This is a genomic window from Streptomyces sp. R33 (assembly GCF_041200175.1).
Lineage (GTDB): Bacteria > Actinomycetota > Actinomycetes > Streptomycetales > Streptomycetaceae > Streptomyces > Streptomyces katrae_B.
The window spans coordinates 4,577,549-4,595,827 of the sequence record NZ_CP165727.1 but is presented as its reverse complement, the minus strand read 5'-3'; the positions used below and the strand labels follow the sequence as shown (position 1 = coordinate 4,595,827).

17 protein-coding genes are annotated in these 18,279 nt (G+C 70.6%); 11 read left to right on the top strand and 6 right to left on the bottom strand.

Going from position 1 to position 18,279, the window contains the following annotated elements:
* Nucleotides 1-6: 6 nt before the first annotated feature.
* The 7 genes from AB5J51_RS20975 (at nt 7) to AB5J51_RS20945 (ending at nt 8,021) form a co-directional block, all read left to right on the top strand.
* A complete protein-coding gene (locus tag AB5J51_RS20975) occupies nt 7-657 on the top strand; it encodes an SCO family protein (protein WP_136225014.1) in 651 nt (216 codons plus the stop codon).
* Nucleotides 654-1,151, top strand: coding sequence for a copper chaperone PCu(A)C (locus AB5J51_RS20970; protein WP_136225013.1), 498 nt, complete (start codon nt 654-656; stop codon nt 1,149-1,151). The genes AB5J51_RS20975 and AB5J51_RS20970 overlap by 4 nt, the downstream gene beginning before the upstream one ends.
* Nucleotides 1,152-1,173: 22 nt before the next feature.
* Nucleotides 1,174-3,150: a copper resistance CopC/CopD family protein gene (locus tag AB5J51_RS20965; RefSeq protein WP_369778295.1), complete on the top strand. Its 1,977-nt coding sequence runs from the start codon at nt 1,174-1,176 to the stop codon at nt 3,148-3,150.
* Nucleotides 3,151-3,155: 5 nt separating this feature from the next.
* Nucleotides 3,156-4,430, top strand: a complete 1,275-nt coding sequence (gene efeB, locus AB5J51_RS20960; RefSeq protein WP_369778294.1) for an iron uptake transporter deferrochelatase/peroxidase subunit — start codon at nt 3,156-3,158, stop codon at nt 4,428-4,430.
* A 42-nt stretch (nt 4,431-4,472) separates the two neighbouring features.
* Nucleotides 4,473-5,408 (top strand): prephenate dehydratase, encoded by a 936-nt coding sequence (gene pheA / locus AB5J51_RS20955; RefSeq protein ID WP_053785435.1) that lies wholly within the window; start codon nt 4,473-4,475, stop codon nt 5,406-5,408.
* Nucleotides 5,409-5,934: 526 nt separating this feature from the next.
* Nucleotides 5,935-7,212 (top strand): serine--tRNA ligase, encoded by a 1,278-nt coding sequence (gene serS / locus AB5J51_RS20950; protein WP_369778292.1) that lies wholly within the window; start codon nt 5,935-5,937, stop codon nt 7,210-7,212.
* The gene (locus AB5J51_RS20945; RefSeq protein WP_053785437.1) at nt 7,209-8,021 is read left to right on the top strand and encodes an HAD family hydrolase; all 813 of its coding nucleotides are present in this window, start codon (nt 7,209-7,211) and stop codon (nt 8,019-8,021) included. The genes serS and AB5J51_RS20945 overlap by 4 nt, the downstream gene beginning before the upstream one ends.
* A 163-nt stretch (nt 8,022-8,184) precedes the next feature.
* Here the strand turns inward: AB5J51_RS20945 and AB5J51_RS20940 are convergent, their stop codons facing one another.
* The 5 genes from AB5J51_RS20940 to AB5J51_RS20920 form a co-directional block, all read right to left on the bottom strand.
* Nucleotides 8,185-8,832, bottom strand: coding sequence for a rhomboid-like protein (locus AB5J51_RS20940; protein ID WP_369778291.1), 648 nt, complete (start codon nt 8,830-8,832; stop codon nt 8,185-8,187).
* 85 nt (nt 8,833-8,917) lie between these two features.
* Entirely contained in the window at nt 8,918-9,637 is a 720-nt protein-coding gene (locus AB5J51_RS20935) for an ABC transporter permease (protein WP_053785439.1), read from the bottom strand.
* Between the two features lie 14 nt (nt 9,638-9,651).
* On the bottom strand, nt 9,652-10,563 hold the full coding sequence (locus AB5J51_RS20930) for an ABC transporter ATP-binding protein (protein WP_053785440.1): 912 nt from the start codon (nt 10,561-10,563) through the stop codon (nt 9,652-9,654).
* Nucleotides 10,560-11,447, bottom strand: a complete 888-nt coding sequence (locus AB5J51_RS20925; RefSeq protein ID WP_053785441.1) for an ABC transporter permease subunit — start codon at nt 11,445-11,447, stop codon at nt 10,560-10,562. The genes AB5J51_RS20930 and AB5J51_RS20925 overlap by 4 nt, the downstream gene beginning before the upstream one ends.
* Nucleotides 11,437-12,420 (bottom strand): ABC transporter ATP-binding protein, encoded by a 984-nt coding sequence (locus AB5J51_RS20920; protein WP_078613064.1) that lies wholly within the window; start codon nt 12,418-12,420, stop codon nt 11,437-11,439. Before AB5J51_RS20920 ends, AB5J51_RS20925 begins: the two co-directional genes overlap by 11 nt.
* Nucleotides 12,421-12,633: 213 nt before the next feature.
* Here AB5J51_RS20920 and AB5J51_RS20915 point away from each other — a divergent pair, with 213 nt between their 5' ends.
* From AB5J51_RS20915 to AB5J51_RS20905, 3 genes are all read left to right on the top strand, one after another.
* Nucleotides 12,634-13,491 carry a M24 family metallopeptidase gene (locus AB5J51_RS20915; protein ID WP_133897516.1) on the top strand — a complete coding sequence of 286 codons (858 nt, stop codon included), beginning with the start codon at nt 12,634-12,636 and terminating at the stop codon, nt 13,489-13,491.
* A gap of 5 nt (nt 13,492-13,496) precedes the next feature.
* Complete coding sequence (locus AB5J51_RS20910; protein ID WP_369780287.1) at nt 13,497-15,326, top strand: SDR family oxidoreductase; 1,830 nt, start codon at nt 13,497-13,499, stop codon at nt 15,324-15,326.
* Between the two features lie 201 nt (nt 15,327-15,527).
* Complete coding sequence (locus tag AB5J51_RS20905) at nt 15,528-16,442, top strand: MerR family transcriptional regulator (RefSeq protein WP_053785443.1); 915 nt, start codon at nt 15,528-15,530, stop codon at nt 16,440-16,442.
* Nucleotides 16,443-16,664: 222 nt separating this feature from the next.
* Here AB5J51_RS20905 and AB5J51_RS20900 read toward each other — a convergent pair whose 3' ends face one another.
* Nucleotides 16,665-17,495: an aquaporin gene (locus AB5J51_RS20900; protein ID WP_369778289.1), complete on the bottom strand. Its 831-nt coding sequence runs from the start codon at nt 17,493-17,495 to the stop codon at nt 16,665-16,667.
* Between the two features lie 133 nt (nt 17,496-17,628).
* Here AB5J51_RS20900 and AB5J51_RS20895 point away from each other — a divergent pair, with 133 nt between their 5' ends.
* Entirely contained in the window at nt 17,629-18,168 is a 540-nt protein-coding gene (locus AB5J51_RS20895; RefSeq protein WP_369778287.1) for an RNA 2'-phosphotransferase, read from the top strand.
* The last annotated feature ends 111 nt before the right edge of the window (nt 18,169-18,279 follow it).

Below are 18,279 nucleotides of genomic sequence, written 5' to 3'. Positions count from 1 at the left end.
TTCTCCATGCGCACCACACGTGTGACGGTCGCCGCCCTCGCGGCAGCGGCCGCGCTCACCCTCACCGCCTGCGGCGGTGAGCCCGTCAAGCCCGACGCGGTCACGCAGATCACCGGCCAGTCCAAGACCGGGACCGCCACGGTCCTCGACCGCCCCTTCGACAAGCCGGAGCTGGTCCTGACGGACACCACCGGCAAGCCGTGGAACCTGCGCGAGCAGACCAAGGGCAAGCCGACGCTCATCTACTTCGGCTACACCAACTGCCCGGACGTGTGCCCCCTGACGATGAGCAACATCGCCGTCGCCAAGAAGGCACTCCCCAAGGCCGACCAGGACAAGCTCCAGGTCGTGTTCGTCACCACCGACCCCGAACGGGACACTCCCGACTCCCTCGGCGCGTGGCTCAAGGCCCAGGACCCGTCCTTCACCGGACTGACCGGGGACTTCGCCACCATCCAGGCCGCCGCGCGCAAGCTCGGCATCGGTATCGAGGCCGCCAAGAAGGAGGCCGACGGCAGCGTCGTCTCCATGCACGGCGCCCAGGTCATCGCGTTCTCGCCCAAGACCGACGAGGGGTACCTCCTCTACGGCGAAGGCAGCACCGTCGACGACTACACCAAGGACCTGCCGAAGATCATCAAGGGAGAGAACCCGTGAACGCCCGCACCACCCGCACCCTCGCCGCCGCACTCTCCCTGACGGCAGCGCTCGCCATATCCGGCTGCTCCTCGGACTCCGACTCCGCCTCCGCCGCCAAGGCCGGCACGGACAAGCCGAAGATGACGGTCACCGGCGCCTTCATGCCGGAGCCCGTGAACGACAAGATGGCCGGCGCGTTCATGGTCATCAAGAACGACTCGAATACCGCCGACAAGCTCACGGCCGTCACCAGCCCGCTCTCGGACGATCTGCAGATCCACGAGACCAAGGACCAGAAGATGCAGCAGGTCGCGGCCATGGACGTGCCGGCCAACGGCGAGCTGAAGCTGGAGCGCGGCGGCAACCACGTCATGTTCATGGGGCTGAAGAACACGCCGAAGGTAGGTGACAAGGTCACCGTCGAGCTGCGCTTCGAAAAGGCCGACCCGGTCAAGGTCGAGCTGGACGTGAAGGAACGGACGTACAACGCCCAGAACACCAGCGCCCACTGACGGACCGAGGTACTGACACGCCATGACGGCCATCGCCCCCTCCCCGGCCCGCGTCCGGGCCGCGGCACTCCTGCCGCGGCTCGCGCTGGTCCTCGCAGCCCTGCTGGCAGCCCTGTTCACCGCGGCCGGCCCGGCCACGGCACACGCCGCACTCACCGCGAGCGACCCCAAGGAAGGGGCGGTGGTCGCCACGGCACCCGCCCAGGTCACCCTGTCCTTCTCGGAGCAGGTCGCCATGGGCGACGACTCGATCCGCGTCATGGACCCGCAGGGCAGGCGGGTGGACACCGGCGAACTGCGCGACATGTGCAGCGGATCCACCATCCGCTACGGCACCGCACTGCACTCGGGGCTGCCGGACGGTACGTACACCGTCGCCTGGCAGGCCGTGTCCGCCGACAGCCACCCCGTCTCCGGTGCCTTCACCTTCTCCATCGGCGCCCCCTCGGCGACCAGCGTCGCCCTGCCCACCGGGCAGGCGGGCGGCGGACCCGTCGGCATCGTGTACGGCATCGCCCGCTACGCCGCCTACGCCGGCTTCACGGTCCTCGTCGGCGGGGCCGCCTTCATCCTGCTGTGCTGGCGCCGCGGCGCGGCGCAGCGCCCGCTGCAGAAGCTCGTCGTGCGCGCCTGGGTCACGCTCACCGCCGCCACGCTCGCGATGCTGGTGCTCCGCAACCCGTACACGGGGTCGGGGAGGTTCGCCGACGCGCTGGACCTCGACGGCCTCAAGGCCGTTCTGGAGACCAAGCCGGGCGCCTCCCTGCTCTCCCGGCTGCTGCTTCTCGGCGCCGCCGCGCTGTTCATCGCCGTGCTGTTCGGCGCCTTCGCGCGCAGGACCGCCGAGACCGGGGACATCGGCAAGGGCAAGGGCAAGAACGGGGACAAAGACAAGGGGCAGGCTGCGGACAAGGAGGCCAACGACCTGCTCTTCGGCCTCGGCATCGGCGGAGCCGTCGTCGCCGGCGGGATCGCCGCCACCTGGTCGCTGTCCGAGCACGCCTCGACCGGCGTCCAGCCCGGGATCGCCATGCCCGCCGACATCCTGCACCTGCTGGCCGTCGCCGCCTGGCTCGGCGGGCTCACCGCACTGCTCGTCGCCCTCCACAAGGTCCCCGGGATCGAACGCGAGGCGGTCCAGCGGTTCTCCCGGGTCGCGTTCGTCAGTGTCCTGGTGCTGACCGTTACCGGCATCTACCAGTCCTGGCGCCAGGTCGGCAGCTGGTCGGCCCTCACCGGTACCAGCTACGGACAGCTCCTGTTGCTGAAGGTCGGGCTCGTTGCCGCCCTGGTCGGCATCGCCTACGTCTCCCGCTCGTGGACCGCACGGCTCACCGACGCACCTGCCGGGAAGCCGGCCAAGGTCGGTCGGCAGCGCGATGTTTCACGTGAAACACAGCCGGCCGCCGTCACGGTCCCCGACGACCCCAAGCGCGCCGCCCAGCTCGCCCGCCAGCGTGCCGCCCGCGAGAACGCACGCGAGAAGCAGGTCCGCGACGCCGATCCGAACCGGGCGGGGCTGCGTCGCTCCGTCCTCGCCGAGGCCGGGGTCGCCGTGGTCCTGCTCGCCGTGACCACTGTCCTGACCAGCACCGAACCCGGCCGGACCGCCGAGCAGGCGAGCGGCCGCGACTCCGCGGCCACCGCAGTCCCCAACCGCGCGATCAAGATCACGCTGCCGTTCGACACCGGCGGCGAGAACGGCAAGGGATCGGTCCGGGTGGAGCTCGACCCGGGCCGGGTCGGCGCCAACTCGCTCCACGTCTGGGTCGACGACCCCGAGGGCAAGCCCCTCGACATCCCCGAGATCAAGGTCGCCTTCACCCTCCCCGCCAAGGACATCGGCCCCCTGCCGCTCATCCCGGAGCGCGCGGCCCCCGGACACTGGAGTGCATCCGGCGTCCAGCTTCCGCTCGCCGGGGAATGGCGGATCGACGTGAGCGTCCGTACCTCCGACATCGACCAGACGACCGTGCAGAAGAACGTGAAGATCGGCTGACCAGCGTGACCGAGAGCAACACCGACATCGAGATCTCCCGGCGCCGGCTGCTGGGCACGGTCGGCGCCGCAGGCGCCGCCGGGCTCGCGCTCGGCGCCACCGGCGGTGCACTCGTGCACTCCGCACTCGCCGACTCCCCGGCCGCCGCTCCCGGAGCGGCCGGGAGCCTTGCCTCCCTCGGCGCCACCGAGGTCGCGTTCCACGGCGACCACCAGGCCGGCATCACCACCCCGCTGCAGGCCAAGGGCCACGTCGTCGCCTTCGACCTGGCCCCGGGCGCCGGGCGCAAGGAGGCCGCCGCCCTGATGCGCCGCTGGTCCGACACCGCCCGCCTGCTGATGGCGGGCAAGACGGTTTCGTCCGCGGACACCGGGATCGCCCTCGATGCCGGACCGTCCTCCCTCACCGTCACCTTCGGCTTCGGGCATTCCTTCTTCGAGCGCACCGGGCTCACCGCCCGCCGTCCCACCGCCCTCGACCCGCTGCCCGACTTCTCCGCCGACCGGCTCGACGCCCAGCGCAGCAACGGCGACCTGTGGGTCCAGATCGGCGCCGACGACGGGCTCGTCGCCTTCCACGCCCTGCGCGCCCTGCAGAAGGAGGCGGGGGACGCCGCCCGCGTGCGCTGGCAGATGAACGGCTTCAACCGGACCCCCGGCGCCACCGCCGCCCCGATGACCGCCCGCAATCTCATGGGCCAGATCGACGGCACCGGCAACCCGAAGCCCGCTGAGCCGGACTTCGACAAGCGGATCTTCGTCCCCGCCACCGGCCCCGGGCCCGCCGAGCACGCCTGGATGGGCGGGGGCTCGTACGCCGTCGTACGCCGCATCCGGATGCTCCTCGACGACTGGGACAAGCAGTCCCTGGCACAGCAGGAGCAGGTCATAGGACGTACGAAGGCCACCGGCGCCCCCCTCACCGGCGGCAAGGAGACCACCGAGATGGCCCTCGACAAGATCGGCCCCGACGGCAAACCGGTCATCCCGTCCAACGCGCACGCGCGGATCTCCGCCCCCGAGCAGAACGGCGGGGCCGCCATGCTCCGGCGTCCCTTCTCCTTCCACGACGGGATCGGCGCAGACGGCACCCCGGACGCGGGGCTCCTCTTCATCTGCTGGCAGGCCGATCCGCTGCGCGGTTTCGTCCCCGTCCAGCGCAAGCTCGACCGCGGCGACGCCCTGTCGGAGTTCATCCGGCACGAGTCCAGCGGGCTGTACGCGGTACCGCCCGCCCCCCGCGACGGTGAGTACGTGGGGCAGCGGCTGCTCGAAGGATGAACAGCACCCCGGCGGTCGGGGGCCCGGCATTAGGCTGATCACATGTCGGCCACCCGCTTCACCTATCTCGGTCCCGAGGGCACCTTCACCGAAGCCGCCCTCCGCACACTGCCGGAAGCCGCGACCCGGGAGCTCGTCCCGATGGTGTCGGTCCCGGCCGCCCTGGATGCCGTACGCAACGGGGAGGCCGCGGCCGCCCTGGTGCCGATCGAGAACTCGGTGGAGGGCGGGGTCACCGCCACGCTGGACGAGCTGGCCTCCGGCGAACCGCTGATGATCTACCGCGAGGTGCTGCTGCCCATCACCTTCGCGCTGCTCGTGCGGCCCGGGACCAAGCTGTCGGACGTCAAGACCGTCACCGGGCACCCGGTCGCCCAGCCCCAGGTGCGCAACTGGCTGCGGGCGAACCTGCCCGACGCGGTGTGGGAGTCGGCCGCCTCCAACGCCGACGGCGCCCGGCTGGTCCAGGAGGGCCGCTTCGACGCCGCTTTCGCGGGCGAGTTCGCGGCGGCCACGTACGGGCTCGTCCCCTTGGTCACCGAGATCCACGACGCGGAGAACGCCGAGACCCGGTTCGTGCTCGTCGGGCGGCCCGCCCGGCCCGCCGCACCGACCGGTGCAGACAAGACTTCCGTCGTGCTGTGGCTCGGCGACGACCACCCCGGTGCGCTGCTGGAGCTGCTCCAGGAGTTCGCCGTCCGCGGGGTCAACCTGATGCTGATCCAGTCGCGGCCGACGGGCGCGGGCATTGGCAACTACTGCTTCGCCGTCGACGCGGAGGGCCACATCTCCGACCGCAGGGTCAGCGAGGCACTCATGGGGCTCAAGCGCACCTGCCCCCAGGTCCGCTTCCTCGGCTCCTACCCGCGCGCCGGCGTCGCTCAGGGTGACGTGCGCGCTCCGCGGCCCGGCACCTCGGACCGTGACTTCACGGCCGCTTCCGACTGGCTGACGCGCTGCCTCGACGGCCGGGCGTAGCTCTTCCTCCACTGTCCACAGAGTTATCCACAGGCCGAGATGGGGACCTGTGGACTAGTCGACATCGAGGCGCGACAAGGTCGACAAATCGGTCGGCGGACCCAGGTTTCGCGCTGGGGAGCGGGAGGTGAACGGCGTCACCCCCGCATCGCCGATCAACTCTTTGGAGCGAGTCATTCCCACCCGAATGAGTGTGTGAGGGTGGTTTGAACCCTGATTCGTCCCGGCGGCCCGCCGACGGGGATTGATCTAATTCCGTGTCCACAGATCCGGCGCACAGCCTGTGGAAAAGTCCCCGCCGTGGACAATTCCTGTGGACAAGGGAGGCCTTCCCGCCCTGCTCAGAGGGCGCCCGGATACCCCGCTTGTGCCCCTTTTCGGGGAATGGGGCGCTTTTATTGCCCGCCCGACAAGGGCCACTTCCAGCCAGCCGGCCAGGGTTTTCCATTCTCCGCAATTAGGACAAAGCGACACGCAGCGTGATATCGGTGTGAGCCCAGGAGGCCCAGCCCGGTAGCCTGGAGGGGTGATTGACCTCCGGCTGCTCCGTGAAGACCCTGACCGTGTCCGCGCCTCGCAGCGCGCCCGTGGAGAGGACGTCGAACTCGTCGACGCATTGCTCTCCGCCGACGAGCGCCGCAGGTCGTCCGGCATGCGTTTCGACGCACTGCGCAATGAGCAGAAGTCGCTCGGCAAGCTCATCCCCAAGGCCTCCCCGGAGGAGCGGGCGGAGCTGCTCAAGAAGGCCGAACAGCTCAAGACGGACGTCAAGGCCGCCGAGGCAGAGCAGAACGAGGCCGACGAGGCCGCCAAGCGTCTGCTGCTGCAGCTCGGCAACATCGTCCACGAGGACGTCCCGGTCGGCGGCGAGGAGGACTTCACCGTCCTCGAGACGCACGGCACGATCCGCGACTTCGGCGCGGAGGGCTTCGAGCCCAAGGACCACCTCGAGCTCGGCGAGTCGCTGGGGGCCATCGACGTCGAGCGTGGCGCCAAGGTGTCGGGCTCGCGCTTCTACTACCTGACCGGTGTCGGCGCCCTGCTGGAGCTCGCCCTCGTCAACGCGGCGATCGCGCAGGCCACCGAGGCCGGCTTCATCCCGATGCTGACCCCGGCGCTGGTCCGCCCGCGCGCCATGGAGGGCACCGGCTTCCTCGGCCAGGCCGCGGAGAACGTGTACCACCTCGAGAAGGACGACTACTACCTGGTCGGCACCTCCGAGGTCCCGCTCGCCGCGTACCACATGGACGAGATCATCGACGCCGACAAGCTGCCGCTGCGGTACGCCGGCTTCTCGCCGTGCTTCCGCCGCGAGGCCGGTACGTACGGCAAGGACACCCGCGGCATCTTCCGCGTCCACCAGTTCGACAAGGTCGAGATGTTCTCGTACGTCGCGCCGGAGGAGGCCGAGGCCGAGCACCAGCGTCTCCTGGAGTGGGAGAAGCAGTGGCTGACCAGCCTGGAGTTGCCCTTCCAGGTGATCGACGTCGCCACCGGTGACCTGGGTGCCTCCGCCTCGCGCAAGTTCGACTGCGAGGCGTGGATCCCGACTCAGGGCAAGTACCGTGAGCTCACCTCCGCCTCGAACTGCAACGGCTTCCAGGCCCGCCGCCTGTCGATCCGCTACCGCGACGGCAAGAAGACCGCGCCGCTGTCGACGCTGAACGGCACGCTGTGCGCCGTACCGCGCACGATCGTCGCCATCCTGGAGAACCACCAGCAGGCCGACGGTTCGGTGCGGGTGCCGGCGGCGCTCCGTCCGTACCTGGGCGGCCGCGAGGTCCTGGAGCCGATCACCAAGTGAGCCCGGCCCCGTTCCCGTACAAGCTCGTCGCGACCGACCTCGACGGCACGCTGCTGCGTGGCGACGACACCGTCTCGGAACGCACCCGTGAAGCGCTCGTCGCGGTCACCGCGGCGGGCGCGGCGCACATCATCGTCACCGGCCGGGCCGTGCCCTGGACCCGGAGCGTGCTGGACGACCTCGGCTACAAGGGGATCGCGGTGTGCGGGCAGGGCGCACAGGTCTACGACGCGGGGGCGCACCGGCTGCTGACCTCGGTGACCCTCGACCGGCAGCTGGCCGGTCTGGCGCTGTCGAAGCTCGAGGCCGAGGTGGGTCCGCTGGCGCTCGCGGCCAGCCGGGACGGGGTGGACGGCGACGTGCTGTTCGGGCCCGGGTACCGGGTGCAGGAGGGCCTGCCGGCGCTCTACCTGGAGGACACGGCGCAGGTCTGGACGGCTCCGCTGAACAAGCTGTACATCCAGCACCCGGAGCTCGACGACGACGCGCTGGTGAAGGTGGCCCGCGAGACGGTGGGCTCCTTGGTGGACATCGTCATGGCCGGCCCGGGCATAGTGGAGATCCTGCCGCTGGGGCTGACGAAGGCCACCGGCCTCTCGCTGGCCGCGCGCCGGCTGGGTGTGAAGGCGGCGGAGACGATCGCCTTCGGTGACATGCCCAACGACATCCCGATGTTCGCCTGGGCGGCCCACGGCGTGGCGATGGCCAATGCCCATGCGGAGCTGAAGGCGGTGGCCGACGAGGTGACGGCCTCCAACGAGGAGGACGGCATCGCGGTGGTGCTGGAGCGCCTGCTGGGCGCTGCCTGACGGCTCGGCCGCAAACAGGGGAAGGTCCGGAACAGCCCGCGCCGCAAGGCGCGCTCGAAGTGGCTGCTCCGGACCTTTTGTTGCTCCCCGCACGACTCACTCTGCCCGGGGCGCAGGTCCCGTACCAGTCAATTTCCGCGCATCGGTCCGGCGAGGACGACGCTCATGTTTCACGTGAAACATGCCTGGGGTGCGGGTGGCGGGTGAGCGGCCAGGCAAGCAGGCCGACGGAGAGCGAGATGGCGTGCCCGAGGTCGGTGAAAGTGCCTCCGGTGAGGAGGGGGAGTCCGAAGAAGGCGACGACACAGGCGAGGTAGATCCAGCGCAAGGGGTTCGGAAGCCGATAGGTGAGGACCCCGATCGAGGCCGCGAGTCCATAGCTGACACCGACGTCGACGACGTGGACCATGCTCTGCGGGGCCCGGTGGTCCTGAATGGCCGTCAGGACCACCTTCTGGCTGATCAGGGTGGCCGTGATGTGGGCCGTCGCGACGATGACGAGCCAGCGCAGGGTGCCGAGCCAGCGTTCGACGGGGGCGTGGAAGAGCTCGAAGAGGACGGCGTACAGGGCGAGTGAGGCCGGGTTCGCTATCCAGAAGGCGCTGGAGATCAGGGCCCGTACGGGGTGCCGGGTGAGCTCGTGGATATTGCTGCTGTGGCGGTGGAGCAGGACGTGCTCGAGGTGGTCGGGCGCGATCACGACGATGATGCTCGTGACGGCGATGATCAGCAGCCATATGTGCGTACCGGGCGCGGAGCGTATCCAGGACCGTACGGGCCTGGACGGCTCGGGCTCGGCATGCTCGATCATGCACTGATTTTGCCCCGTACGGCGGCGCCCCGCCCGGCCGGTGGGCCGGGCGGGGCACGGGATGCGGAGCCGGTGTTGTGGGGGCCTACTCCTCGCCCGCCAGGGTGAGGCGGCGCAGCTTCTGGCCGGCGTAGACGGTGGCGCCGACGGTGACCGCCACGAGCAGGATCACCGCGGTGGGCAGGCCGACGGTGGCGTCGACGTAGCCTTCGCCGGCGACCTTCTCGGCGAGGGCCAGGGCCCACTGCTGGACGCTCAGGGTCTTCGCCCCGGAGACCAGGCTGCCGAACAGCGACTCCCAGATCAGCGCGTAGACCAGACCGAAGACGACCGCGTGCCGACTGACGGTGCCCAGCAGCAGGAACAGGGCGCTGTAGGCGATCGAGGCGACGAGGGCGGCGACGGTGTAGGCAACGGCGATCTGCTGGCCGTTGCCGTTGAGGATGAGGCCGGCGATCAGGGTCGGGATCGCGGAGAAGGCCATCGTGACGGCGATCGCGACGATCAGCTTGGTCATGATGATCGTCGGGCGTTTCACCGGCTTGGAGAGCAGGTAGACGATCGAGCCGTCGTCGATCTCGGGGCCGATGGCTCCGGTGCCGGCGATGACTCCGATCAGCGGAACCATGGTGGCGAGGGCGAAGCCGCCCAGCAGGTCGGCCGCGACCTTGTCGTCCAGGCCGGTGAAGGCGCGGACGGCGAGGGAGATGACGATCAGCAGGGCGGGCAGTGCGAAGAGGATCAGCGCGCGGCGACGGCCGAGCAGCGCGCGGTAGGTGAGCCGGGCGACGGTGGGGTTGTACATGGGTGCCAGCTCCTTCAGGCCGCGACGAGGTAGGAGAAGACCGACTCGAGGGACTCGTCGGAGGGCGAGACCGTCAGCAGCCGGATGCCGTGCGCACGGGCGACCCGCGGCAGCAGCTCGGTGAAGCGGCCGAAGTCGACGGCCTGGATGCGCAGCGCGCCTTCCTTGAGGTCGATCTCGATGCCTGCGGTGGAGGGGTCGGCGATCAGGGCCGCGGCGAGGGCCCGGTCGTCGGAGGAGCGGACGACGTAGCGGTGCGGGCGGTCCGTCATCAGGCGGCGGATCTTGCGGAAGTCGCCGGAGGCGGCGTGCCGGCCGGCGACGACCACCTCGATGTGGGAGGCGAGCTGTTCGACCTCCTCCAGGATGTGGGAGGAGAACAGCACGGTGCGGCCGTCATCGCCCATGCGCCGCAGCAGGTCCATGAGCTGCATGCGCTGACGCGGGTCCATGCCGTTGAACGGCTCGTCGAGGAGCAGCACGGACGGGTCGTGGACGAGCGCCGAGGCCATCTTCACGCGCTGCCGCATGCCCTTGGAGTACGTGGAGATCTTGCGGTCCTGGGCGTACTCCATCTCGACGGTGGCGAGCGCCCGCTGGGCGGCCGCGTCGTCGAGGCCGTGCAGCTCGGCGTTGGCGACGACGAACTCCCGGCCGGTGAGGAAGTCGTACATGGCCTCGCGCTCGGGCACGACGCCGATCTGCTTGTAGACCTGCTCGTTCTGCCAGATCGGTGCGCCGTCGAGGGTGACGGTGCCCGTGGAGGGGGCGAGGAAGCCGCCCATCATGTTGATGAGCGTGGACTTCCCGGCGCCGTTGGGGCCCAGGAGTCCGGTGACTCCGGGGCCGATGCGCATGGTCACGTCGTTGACGGCGACGACGTTCCCGAACCAGCGGGAGGTGTGGTCGATGTCGATGGTGGTCACAGCCCGGCCTTCCGGTAGCGGGCCATCAGGGCGGCGTAGGAGCCGGCGATGAGGGCGAGGACGACGAGCAGGTAGACGAAGCCGACGCCGGCCGAGGGGCCTTCTCCACCGGGGAAGGCGGAGGTGCCGCCGAGGAAGGCTGACTGGACCCCGTCGATCAGGCTGATGGGGGAGAACAGGCCCATCCACTCGATGGCACCGTTCGAGCCGGTGCTGTACGCGATGCCCTGGACGGCGGTCACCGCGCCATAGGGGATCAGGAGCACGGCGATGATGGCGGCGACGCCGAAGCCGCGGCGCGGGGTGAGCGCGGCCATGATCAGGCCGAGGCCGGCGAACAGCACCGAGAGCAGCAGCACGGAGACCAGTCCCTGGGCGAACCCCTTGGTCTGGTCCGCGAAGTCGAATTTGGCCAGCAGCGAGCCGATCCACATGATCAGCAGCGGTGTGGCGGTGAGGATGAACAGCGCCGAGGACATCGCCGCGAACTTCGCGAGGACGTAGTCGATGCGCTCGATGGGCCGCGAGAAGTAGAGCGGCACGGTCTTGAAGCGCAGGTCGCGGGAGACCGACTGGGGTGCCTGCGAGGCGAGGTAGAGGCCGATGATCACCTGGGTGGTCAGGGCGTACGTCGTGTACTTGATCGGCAGGCTGGTGGAGCCGGGCACCGCAATGGCGATCGCGACGATGATCAGCGCGGGGACGCACATCACCGCGAAGAGGAGCATCGGGAGGACCTTGGACTTGGCCGAGCGGCCGAGTCCGTAAGCGCCGCGCAGGGACTGCGAGAACAGCGACTTGCGGGCGTAGGCGCGGCCGAGCCGGGCTCCCTCGTAGGACCGGTAGCCGATGTTGTGGATCTGGGTCGAGGTGTCAGGCGCCATCGGAACCGGCTCCCTTCCGGACGAGCTGCTGCTGGTCGTTGTCGCGGAAGACCTCCGCGATGTGGTGGCGGCGCTGTTCCATGCGGACCAGGCCGAGACCCAGGTCGGCGACGGTGTCGCGCACGGTGTCGTAGGTGTCCTCGCCGGTGGCCTCGACGAGCAGGATGTGGCCGGCTCCGGGCAGCCCCTGCTCCTCACCCGCGTGCAGGGTGATGCCCGCCTCGGCGAGCGCCTTGCGCAGGGCGGCGGTGCCGTCCGGGTGGGCGTCGGAGTCGGTGACCTCGACCGCGAGGGTCGTGGTGATCTGGGTGAAGTCGCTGGTGGAGCTGGAACGCAGCAGCTTGCCGCCGTCGACGACCACGACGTGGTCGCAGGTCCGCTCCAGCTCGCCGAGGAGGTGGGAGGTGACCAGGACGGAGATGCCGAAGTCGGTGTAGACGCGGCGGATCAGGCCGAGCATCTCATCGCGGCCGACGGGGTCGAGGCCGTTGGTGGGCTCGTCGAGGAGCACCAGCTGGGGGTCGTGGACGAGCGCCTGGGCCAGCTTGACCCGCTGCTTCATGCCCGTGGAGTACCCCCCGATGGGGCGGTAGCGCTCCTCGTACAGGCCCACGTGGCGCAGGGTGTCGGCGGTCCGCTCGCGGGCGGCGGTCGGCGGGAGCCCGGACATGCGCGCCATGTGGACGACGAACTCGGTGGCCGAGACGTCGGGCGGCAGGCAGTCGTGCTCGGGCATGTAGCCGACGCGCTCACGGATGGCGCTGCCATGGGTGGCGACATCGAGTCCGAGCACGGCGGCGCGGCCCTCGGTGGCGGGGGACAGTCCAAGCAGGATCTTGATCAGCGTGGACTTGCCGGCTCCGTTGGCACCCACGAGGCCGGTCACTCCCGGCCCGATGTCCAGGGAGAGCCGGTCGATTGCGGTCACTCGGGGGTACCGCTTGCTCAGGCTTTCGGTCGCGATGACAGTCACGGCTTCGACGTTAGTGGCGCCGGCCGTGCAGATCGTCAGACCTGGAGCGTCACTCCGTCTCCGCCTTCAGGACTACGGACCCTGACGAAAGGCTGATGCGGACCGGACAGTTTGTCCACAGGTCCGTGCACGGGCCTTGACGTGATCTCCGGTCATTGTCACATTCATCAGTGTCAAGGTACGGGCGGGTACGGCTACGGACGGACGGCTGTCATGGCTGGGGACACCAGGGAACGCACCGCGCAACTCTCGGCGGACCTGCGCGGGTTCAGGGAAGTGCAACGCCTGTCGTACGAGTGCGCGGAGACCGTGGCGGCGCAGCTGCGGCCGGGGGTGACCGAGCGCGAGGCGGCGCGGATGCAGCGCGAGTGGCTGCGCGAGCGCGGCGTGCGGGACTGGTTCCACCTGCCATTCGCGTGGTTCGGCGACCGCACCGCCTTCGCGAACTTCAAGATCCCCCTGCAGTTCTTCCCCACCAACCGGAAGCTGGAGCCGGGGATGCCGTTCATCCTCGACATGGCGCCCGTGTACAAGGGGTACGCGGCCGACATCGGGTACTCGGGCAGCCTCGGGCTGAACCCCGTACAGGACCGGCTGATGTCCGATCTGCGGGTGCACCGCGAGCTGATCCTGGAGCAGGTCCGCGAGCGCCGCCCGCTGCGCGAGATCTACGAGAACGTCGAGCGGCTGATGATCCGCCAGGGGTATGCCAACCGGCACCGCGCCTACCCCTTCGGGGTGATCGCCCACAAGATAGACCGGGTCAAGGAACGGCGCTGGTCCCCGACCGCGTTCGGGTTCGGGACGCAGTCCCTCAAGGGGCTGGCCTCCGACGCCCTGCACGGGCACCGCGAGGGCTGGTCCCCGCTGTGGAGCCCGTACCACTTCTCCGACCACCCGCCGCAGCCCGGTCTGTGGGCGGTGGAACCGCACCTGGGCTTCCGGGGCACCGGTGCGAAGTTCGAGGAGATCCTGGTCGTCACCGACTCGCGGGATCCCGAGGAGAGCGCGTTCTGGCTGGACGACGATCTGCCGCACGTGCGGCGCTGGGCCGAGGAGAAGGCAGCATGAGCGGCATGAGCGGAGCGGACGGCAGCAAGGGCGGCATCAAGGGGACGGGCCCCGCGGGGGCGGGCCTCCCCGGTACGGGCCTCGCTGGGGCGCGCGAGCGCCGGGTGAGCACCGGCGGCATCGAGCTGTGCGTCGTCGAGCTCGGCGACAGCGAGCGGCCGACCGTGGTGCTCGTACACGGCTATCCGGACAGCAAGGAGGTCTGGTCGGAGGTCGCGGAGCGGCTGGCGGCACGCTTCCATGTGGTCCTCTACGACGTACGCGGCCACGGGCGCTCCACGGCGCCGGTGCCGCTGCGCGGCGGCTTCACGCTGGAGAAGCTGACCGACGACTTCCTGGCGGTGGCGGACGCGGTCAGCCCGGACCGGCCGGTTCACCTGGTCGGCCACGACTGGGGTTCCGTACAGGGCTGGGAGTTCGCGACGGTCGCCCGTACCGAGGGCCGGATCGCCTCCTTCACCTCGATGTCGGGCCCCTCCCTGGACCACTTCGGGCACTGGATCAAGAAGCGGATGGCGCGGCCCACCCCGCGCAGGGCCGCGCAACTGCTCGGCCAGGGCGCCAAGTCGTGGTACGTGTACATGCTGCACACGCCCGTGCTGCCGGAGCTCGCCTGGCGCGGGCCGCTCGGCAAGCGGTGGCCGAAGATGCTGGAGCGGGTGGAGAAGGTCCCGGCCGGCTCCTACCCGACGGCCTCGCTGCCCTCGGACGCGGCGCACGGAGCCTGGCTCTACCGGGACAACGTCCGGCCCCGGCTGCGTCGGCCGCGCCCCGACGCGTACGCACACGTACCGGTCCAGCTGATCACGCCGACCGGGGACGCCTTCCTCTCCGAGCGGCTGTACGACGACCTGGAACTGTGGGCCCCCGATCTGGTGCGGCGCACCCTGCCCGCCAAGCACTGGGTACCGCGGACCCGGCCCGACCAGCTGGCCGCGTGGATCACCGGGTTCGTCACCGCCCGGGAGGAGCCCGCCCGCGCGCCGGAACAGAAGGCTCCGGGCCGGTACGCCGACCGGTTCGGCGGCCAGCTGGTGCTCGTCACCGGCGCCGCCAGCGGCATCGGCCGGGCCACCGCGTTCGCGTTCGCCGAGGCCGGGGCCCGGGTGGTGTGCGTGGACCGGGATGCCGAGGGCGCGGCCCGCACGGCGGACATGGCGCGGCTCGTCGGGGCCCCCGAGGCCTGGGGCGAGTGCGTCGACGTCAGCGACGAGCAGGCGATGGAGAAGCTCGCGGCGAAGACCGCCGCCGAGTACGGGATCGTGGACGTCCTGGTCAACAACGCGGGGATCGGCCTGTCGGGGCCCTTCCTGGAGACCACCTCGGAGCACTGGAAGAAGGTCCTCGACGTCAACCTGTGGGGGGTCATCCACGGCTGCCGGATCTTCGGCCGCCAGATGGCCGAGCGCGGCCAGGGCGGACACATCGTCAACACCGCCTCCGCCGCCGCGTACCTGCCCTCCAAGACCCTGCCCGCGTACAGCACCTCGAAGGCCGCGGTGCTGATGCTGAGCGAGTGCCTGCGCGCCGAGCTCGCCTCGCAGTCGATCGGGGTCTCGGCGATATGCCCGGGGATCGTCAACACCAACATCACCGCCACCTCGCGCTTCGCCGGGGTGGACGCTGCGGAGGAGAAGCGCCGCCAGGAGCGCTCCTCGCGGCTGTACGGGCTGCGCAACTTCCCGCCGGAGAAGGTCGCCGACGCGATCCTGCGGGCGGTGGTGCGCAACGAGGCGGTGGTGCCGGTGACCCCGGAGTCCAAGGGCGCCCTGTGGATGTCCCGGTTCGCGCCGGGCGCCCTGCGGCGGCTCGCGAAACTGGAACCCCGGCTGTGAACGGGCGGCCGGGCCGGGCCCCGGCCCGGCCGGCGTGGAGAGGGCCCGGCACGGCCATATCCCGCTACTTCCGGCGGTCGTACCATCCCTCGCAGGAGGGCTCGCTGCGCAGGGCGGTCGAGTACCTTGCGGCTTCGCCTGCCGCCCGGGCCGCGGCGGCGGCCACGGTCGGCCGAGCCGCCATGTCGTAGGGAGCCGGGATTGTCAGAACAGGCGGTGGCCGAGTACCGGATCGAGGATCTCGCGCACCACAGCGGGGCGACGGTACGCACGATCCGTGCCTACCAGGACCGCGGGCTGCTGCCGAAGCCCGAGCGGCGGGGCCGCTCCAACGTCTACCGGGACACGCATCTGGCGCGGCTGCGCCAGATCGCCGACCTGCTGGACCGCGGCTACACCCTGGCCTCCATCAAGGAGCTGCTGGAGGCCTGGGACGCCGGGCGCGGGCTCGGCGGCGTGCTGGGGCTCGTCGCCGAGGTGCACGGTCCCTGGACCGACGAAGAGGCCGCCCGGATCAGCCGGGCCGAGCTGAACGAGCGGTTCGGCGGCCGGCCCGACGACGATGCGGTGGGCGAGGCGTGCGAGCTGGGGGTGCTGGAGCGGATCCCGGGGCGCCCGGACGATTTCCTCGTGCCGTCCCCGCAGGAGCTGGCGGTGGCTGCCGAGCTGTACGCGGCCGGGGTACCGCTGTCGGCGATCACCGGACATCTGCGGGAGCTGCGCGGGCAGGTGGAGCACATCGCCTCGCGGTTCCTCGAGTTCACCACGGAGCACGTCTTCGCCCGCTACCTCGGGCAGGTCCCGCCGACGGACGCGGACGCGGCGGAGGCGGCGACGATGGTACGGAGACTGCGGCCCCTGGCCCAGCAGACGGTGGACGCCGAGCTGGCGCGGGCGATGCGGCTGTTCGCGACCCGGCATCTGCAGCGCCACCTGGGGGCGGCCGGGACCCCGCAGCCGTCGGGGCCCGCGTCGGTGCCGCTGCCGGCGGAGACGGTACGGGCGGTGCAGGAGCTGGTCGGCGCCGAGCACGTCGGGGAGTTCGTCCGGGCCGCGACGGAGCGGGAGCTGCAGGCCCGGACTATGAACGAGCTGGCGCGCCGGGGCGGCGGATAGCGGTGCCGTCCGGCGTCCGGTCGGTGACCGGTGAAGACCGGTGAAGACCGGTGAAGACCGGTGACATCCGGTGACATCCGGTGACATCCGGTTACGTCCGGCCTGTAGTCCACAGGGCGGATCACTCGTTTGCCCTCAAACCCGACCCAACCAGCTGTGGACAAGTCGGTGCTGCCTGTGGGCAACCCTGTGGACAGCGGCGTGGACGGCTGCTCGGACGACTCAACCGATGGTCTCGTACGCGGCGTTCACGGGACCGGCGGGGCCGGCGCCGCCGACGCTTCCGGCCGGCTCGGCCACGCTGACGGGCACCGGCTCGAGGGTCTCGGCACCGGGCCCGGGGGCGGCCGGCGCGTCCTGCGTACCGCGCGGGGTGCCCCCGTAGAGGAGTGCGGCGAGGGCCAGGCCCAGGACTCCGCCGATCAGCTGGGCCGCGACGAACCCGGGCAGCGACTGCGGGGCGATGCCGGTGAAGGAGTCGCTGAAGGCACGCCCGATGGTGCCCGCCGGGTTGGCGAACGAGCCGGACGAGGTGAACCAGATCGCGGCGGCAATGTACGCGGCGACCGCGGCCGGGATCAGCTTCGGGCGCCCGATGCGCTCGAGGCCCTGGATGACGAGGACGAGGCCCGCGGTGGCGACGATCTCGCCGACGAGCAGATGGCCGCCGCCCCGGATCTGCGTGGAGAACGTGCCGGGGGCGTGGCCGAACATCAACTCGGCGAGGACGGCGCCGCCGATGGCCCCCGCGGTCTGGGCCGCGGTGTAGACCAGGGCCTCCCGGCCGCCGAGCCCCTCGCCGCCGGTCCGCCTGGCCCACCAGGAAGTGAGGGTGACGACCGGGTTGAGGTGGGCTCCGGACAGCGGCTCGAAGAGGGTGATGATCAGCCCGAGGCCGATGGCCGAGGCGAGCGAGTTGGCGACGAGGGCGACACCGGTGTCACGGCTGAGGTCGGCGGCCTGGATACCGGAACCGATCACCACCATGAGAAGGGCGGCGGTACCGATGAGCTCGGCGACCGCGCGGCGCGGCAGGGAAGCGTGGATCGTCATGGGTTCTCCCCCTGGGCAGAAGTTCAACGGAAAATGTATTCCGTATCTTGGAAGAGCGATAGAGGGTGTCCGGGTCCGGCGGAGGGGCGATAAATCCCTGCCCGACCCCGCTCCGACGCGGCAAGCTGGGGCCATGGACGACAGACGCACCGTGAAGGTGTCCAAATACGTCTCGAAACATCTGCGGCATCAGCCGGAACGCATCGGACTGGTGCTCGATCCCCAGGGCTGGGTGGAGATCGACGATCTTCTCCGCGCGGCCGCCGCCCACGGCTTCCCCGTCAGCCGCGCCGAGCTCGACCACGTCGTCGCGGCCAACGACAAGCAGCGCTTCGCCGTCGACGGCACCCGCATCCGGGCCAACCAGGGCCACACCGTTCCCGTGGACCTGGACCTGCCGGAGGCCGAACCGCCCGTGTACCTCTACCACGGCACCGTCGCCGCCGCCCTGGACGCGATCCGCTCCGAGGGCCTGCGCCCCATGGCCCGCCACCACGTGCACCTGTCCCCCGACCGGGAGACCGCGACCCGTGTCGGCGCGCGGCGCGGCCGGCCGATCGTACTCAGCGTGGACGCCGGGTCCATGCGCGCGGCCGGGCACGTCTTCCGGATCAGCGCCAACGGGGTCTGGCTGGTGGACGCCGTACCGCCGCAGTTCCTGCGCTTCTCGTAGCGCAGGAATTCAGGACGAGATTGTCAGATCATCCCCCTACTCTGTTCCTCATTCCGATCGGTGAGGGGGGTACCTCGCGATCGCCGAACCATCCATGCGAGCACGCGAGGT

Excerpts from the sequence above, each read along its gene's own strand:
- AB5J51_RS20910 (WP_369780287.1), top strand. The coding sequence starts at position 13,497 with ATGAGCGGAGCGGACGGCAGCAAGGGCGGCATCAAGGGGACGGGCCCC.
- pheA (WP_053785435.1), top strand. The coding sequence starts at position 4,473 with ATGTCGGCCACCCGCTTCACCTATCTCGGTCCCGAGGGCACCTTCACC.
- AB5J51_RS20965 (WP_369778295.1), top strand. The coding sequence starts at position 1,174 with ATGACGGCCATCGCCCCCTCCCCGGCCCGCGTCCGGGCCGCGGCACTC.
- AB5J51_RS20915 (WP_133897516.1), top strand. The coding sequence starts at position 12,634 with ATGGCTGGGGACACCAGGGAACGCACCGCGCAACTCTCGGCGGACCTG.
- AB5J51_RS20925 (WP_053785441.1), bottom strand. The coding sequence starts at position 11,447 with ATGGCGCCTGACACCTCGACCCAGATCCACAACATCGGCTACCGGTCC.
- AB5J51_RS20895 (WP_369778287.1), top strand. The coding sequence starts at position 17,629 with ATGGACGACAGACGCACCGTGAAGGTGTCCAAATACGTCTCGAAACAT.
- AB5J51_RS20900 (WP_369778289.1), bottom strand. The coding sequence starts at position 17,495 with ATGACGATCCACGCTTCCCTGCCGCGCCGCGCGGTCGCCGAGCTCATC.
- AB5J51_RS20940 (WP_369778291.1), bottom strand. The coding sequence starts at position 8,832 with ATGATCGAGCATGCCGAGCCCGAGCCGTCCAGGCCCGTACGGTCCTGG.
- AB5J51_RS20975 (WP_136225014.1), top strand. The coding sequence starts at position 7 with ATGCGCACCACACGTGTGACGGTCGCCGCCCTCGCGGCAGCGGCCGCG.
- AB5J51_RS20935 (WP_053785439.1), bottom strand. The coding sequence starts at position 9,637 with ATGTACAACCCCACCGTCGCCCGGCTCACCTACCGCGCGCTGCTCGGC.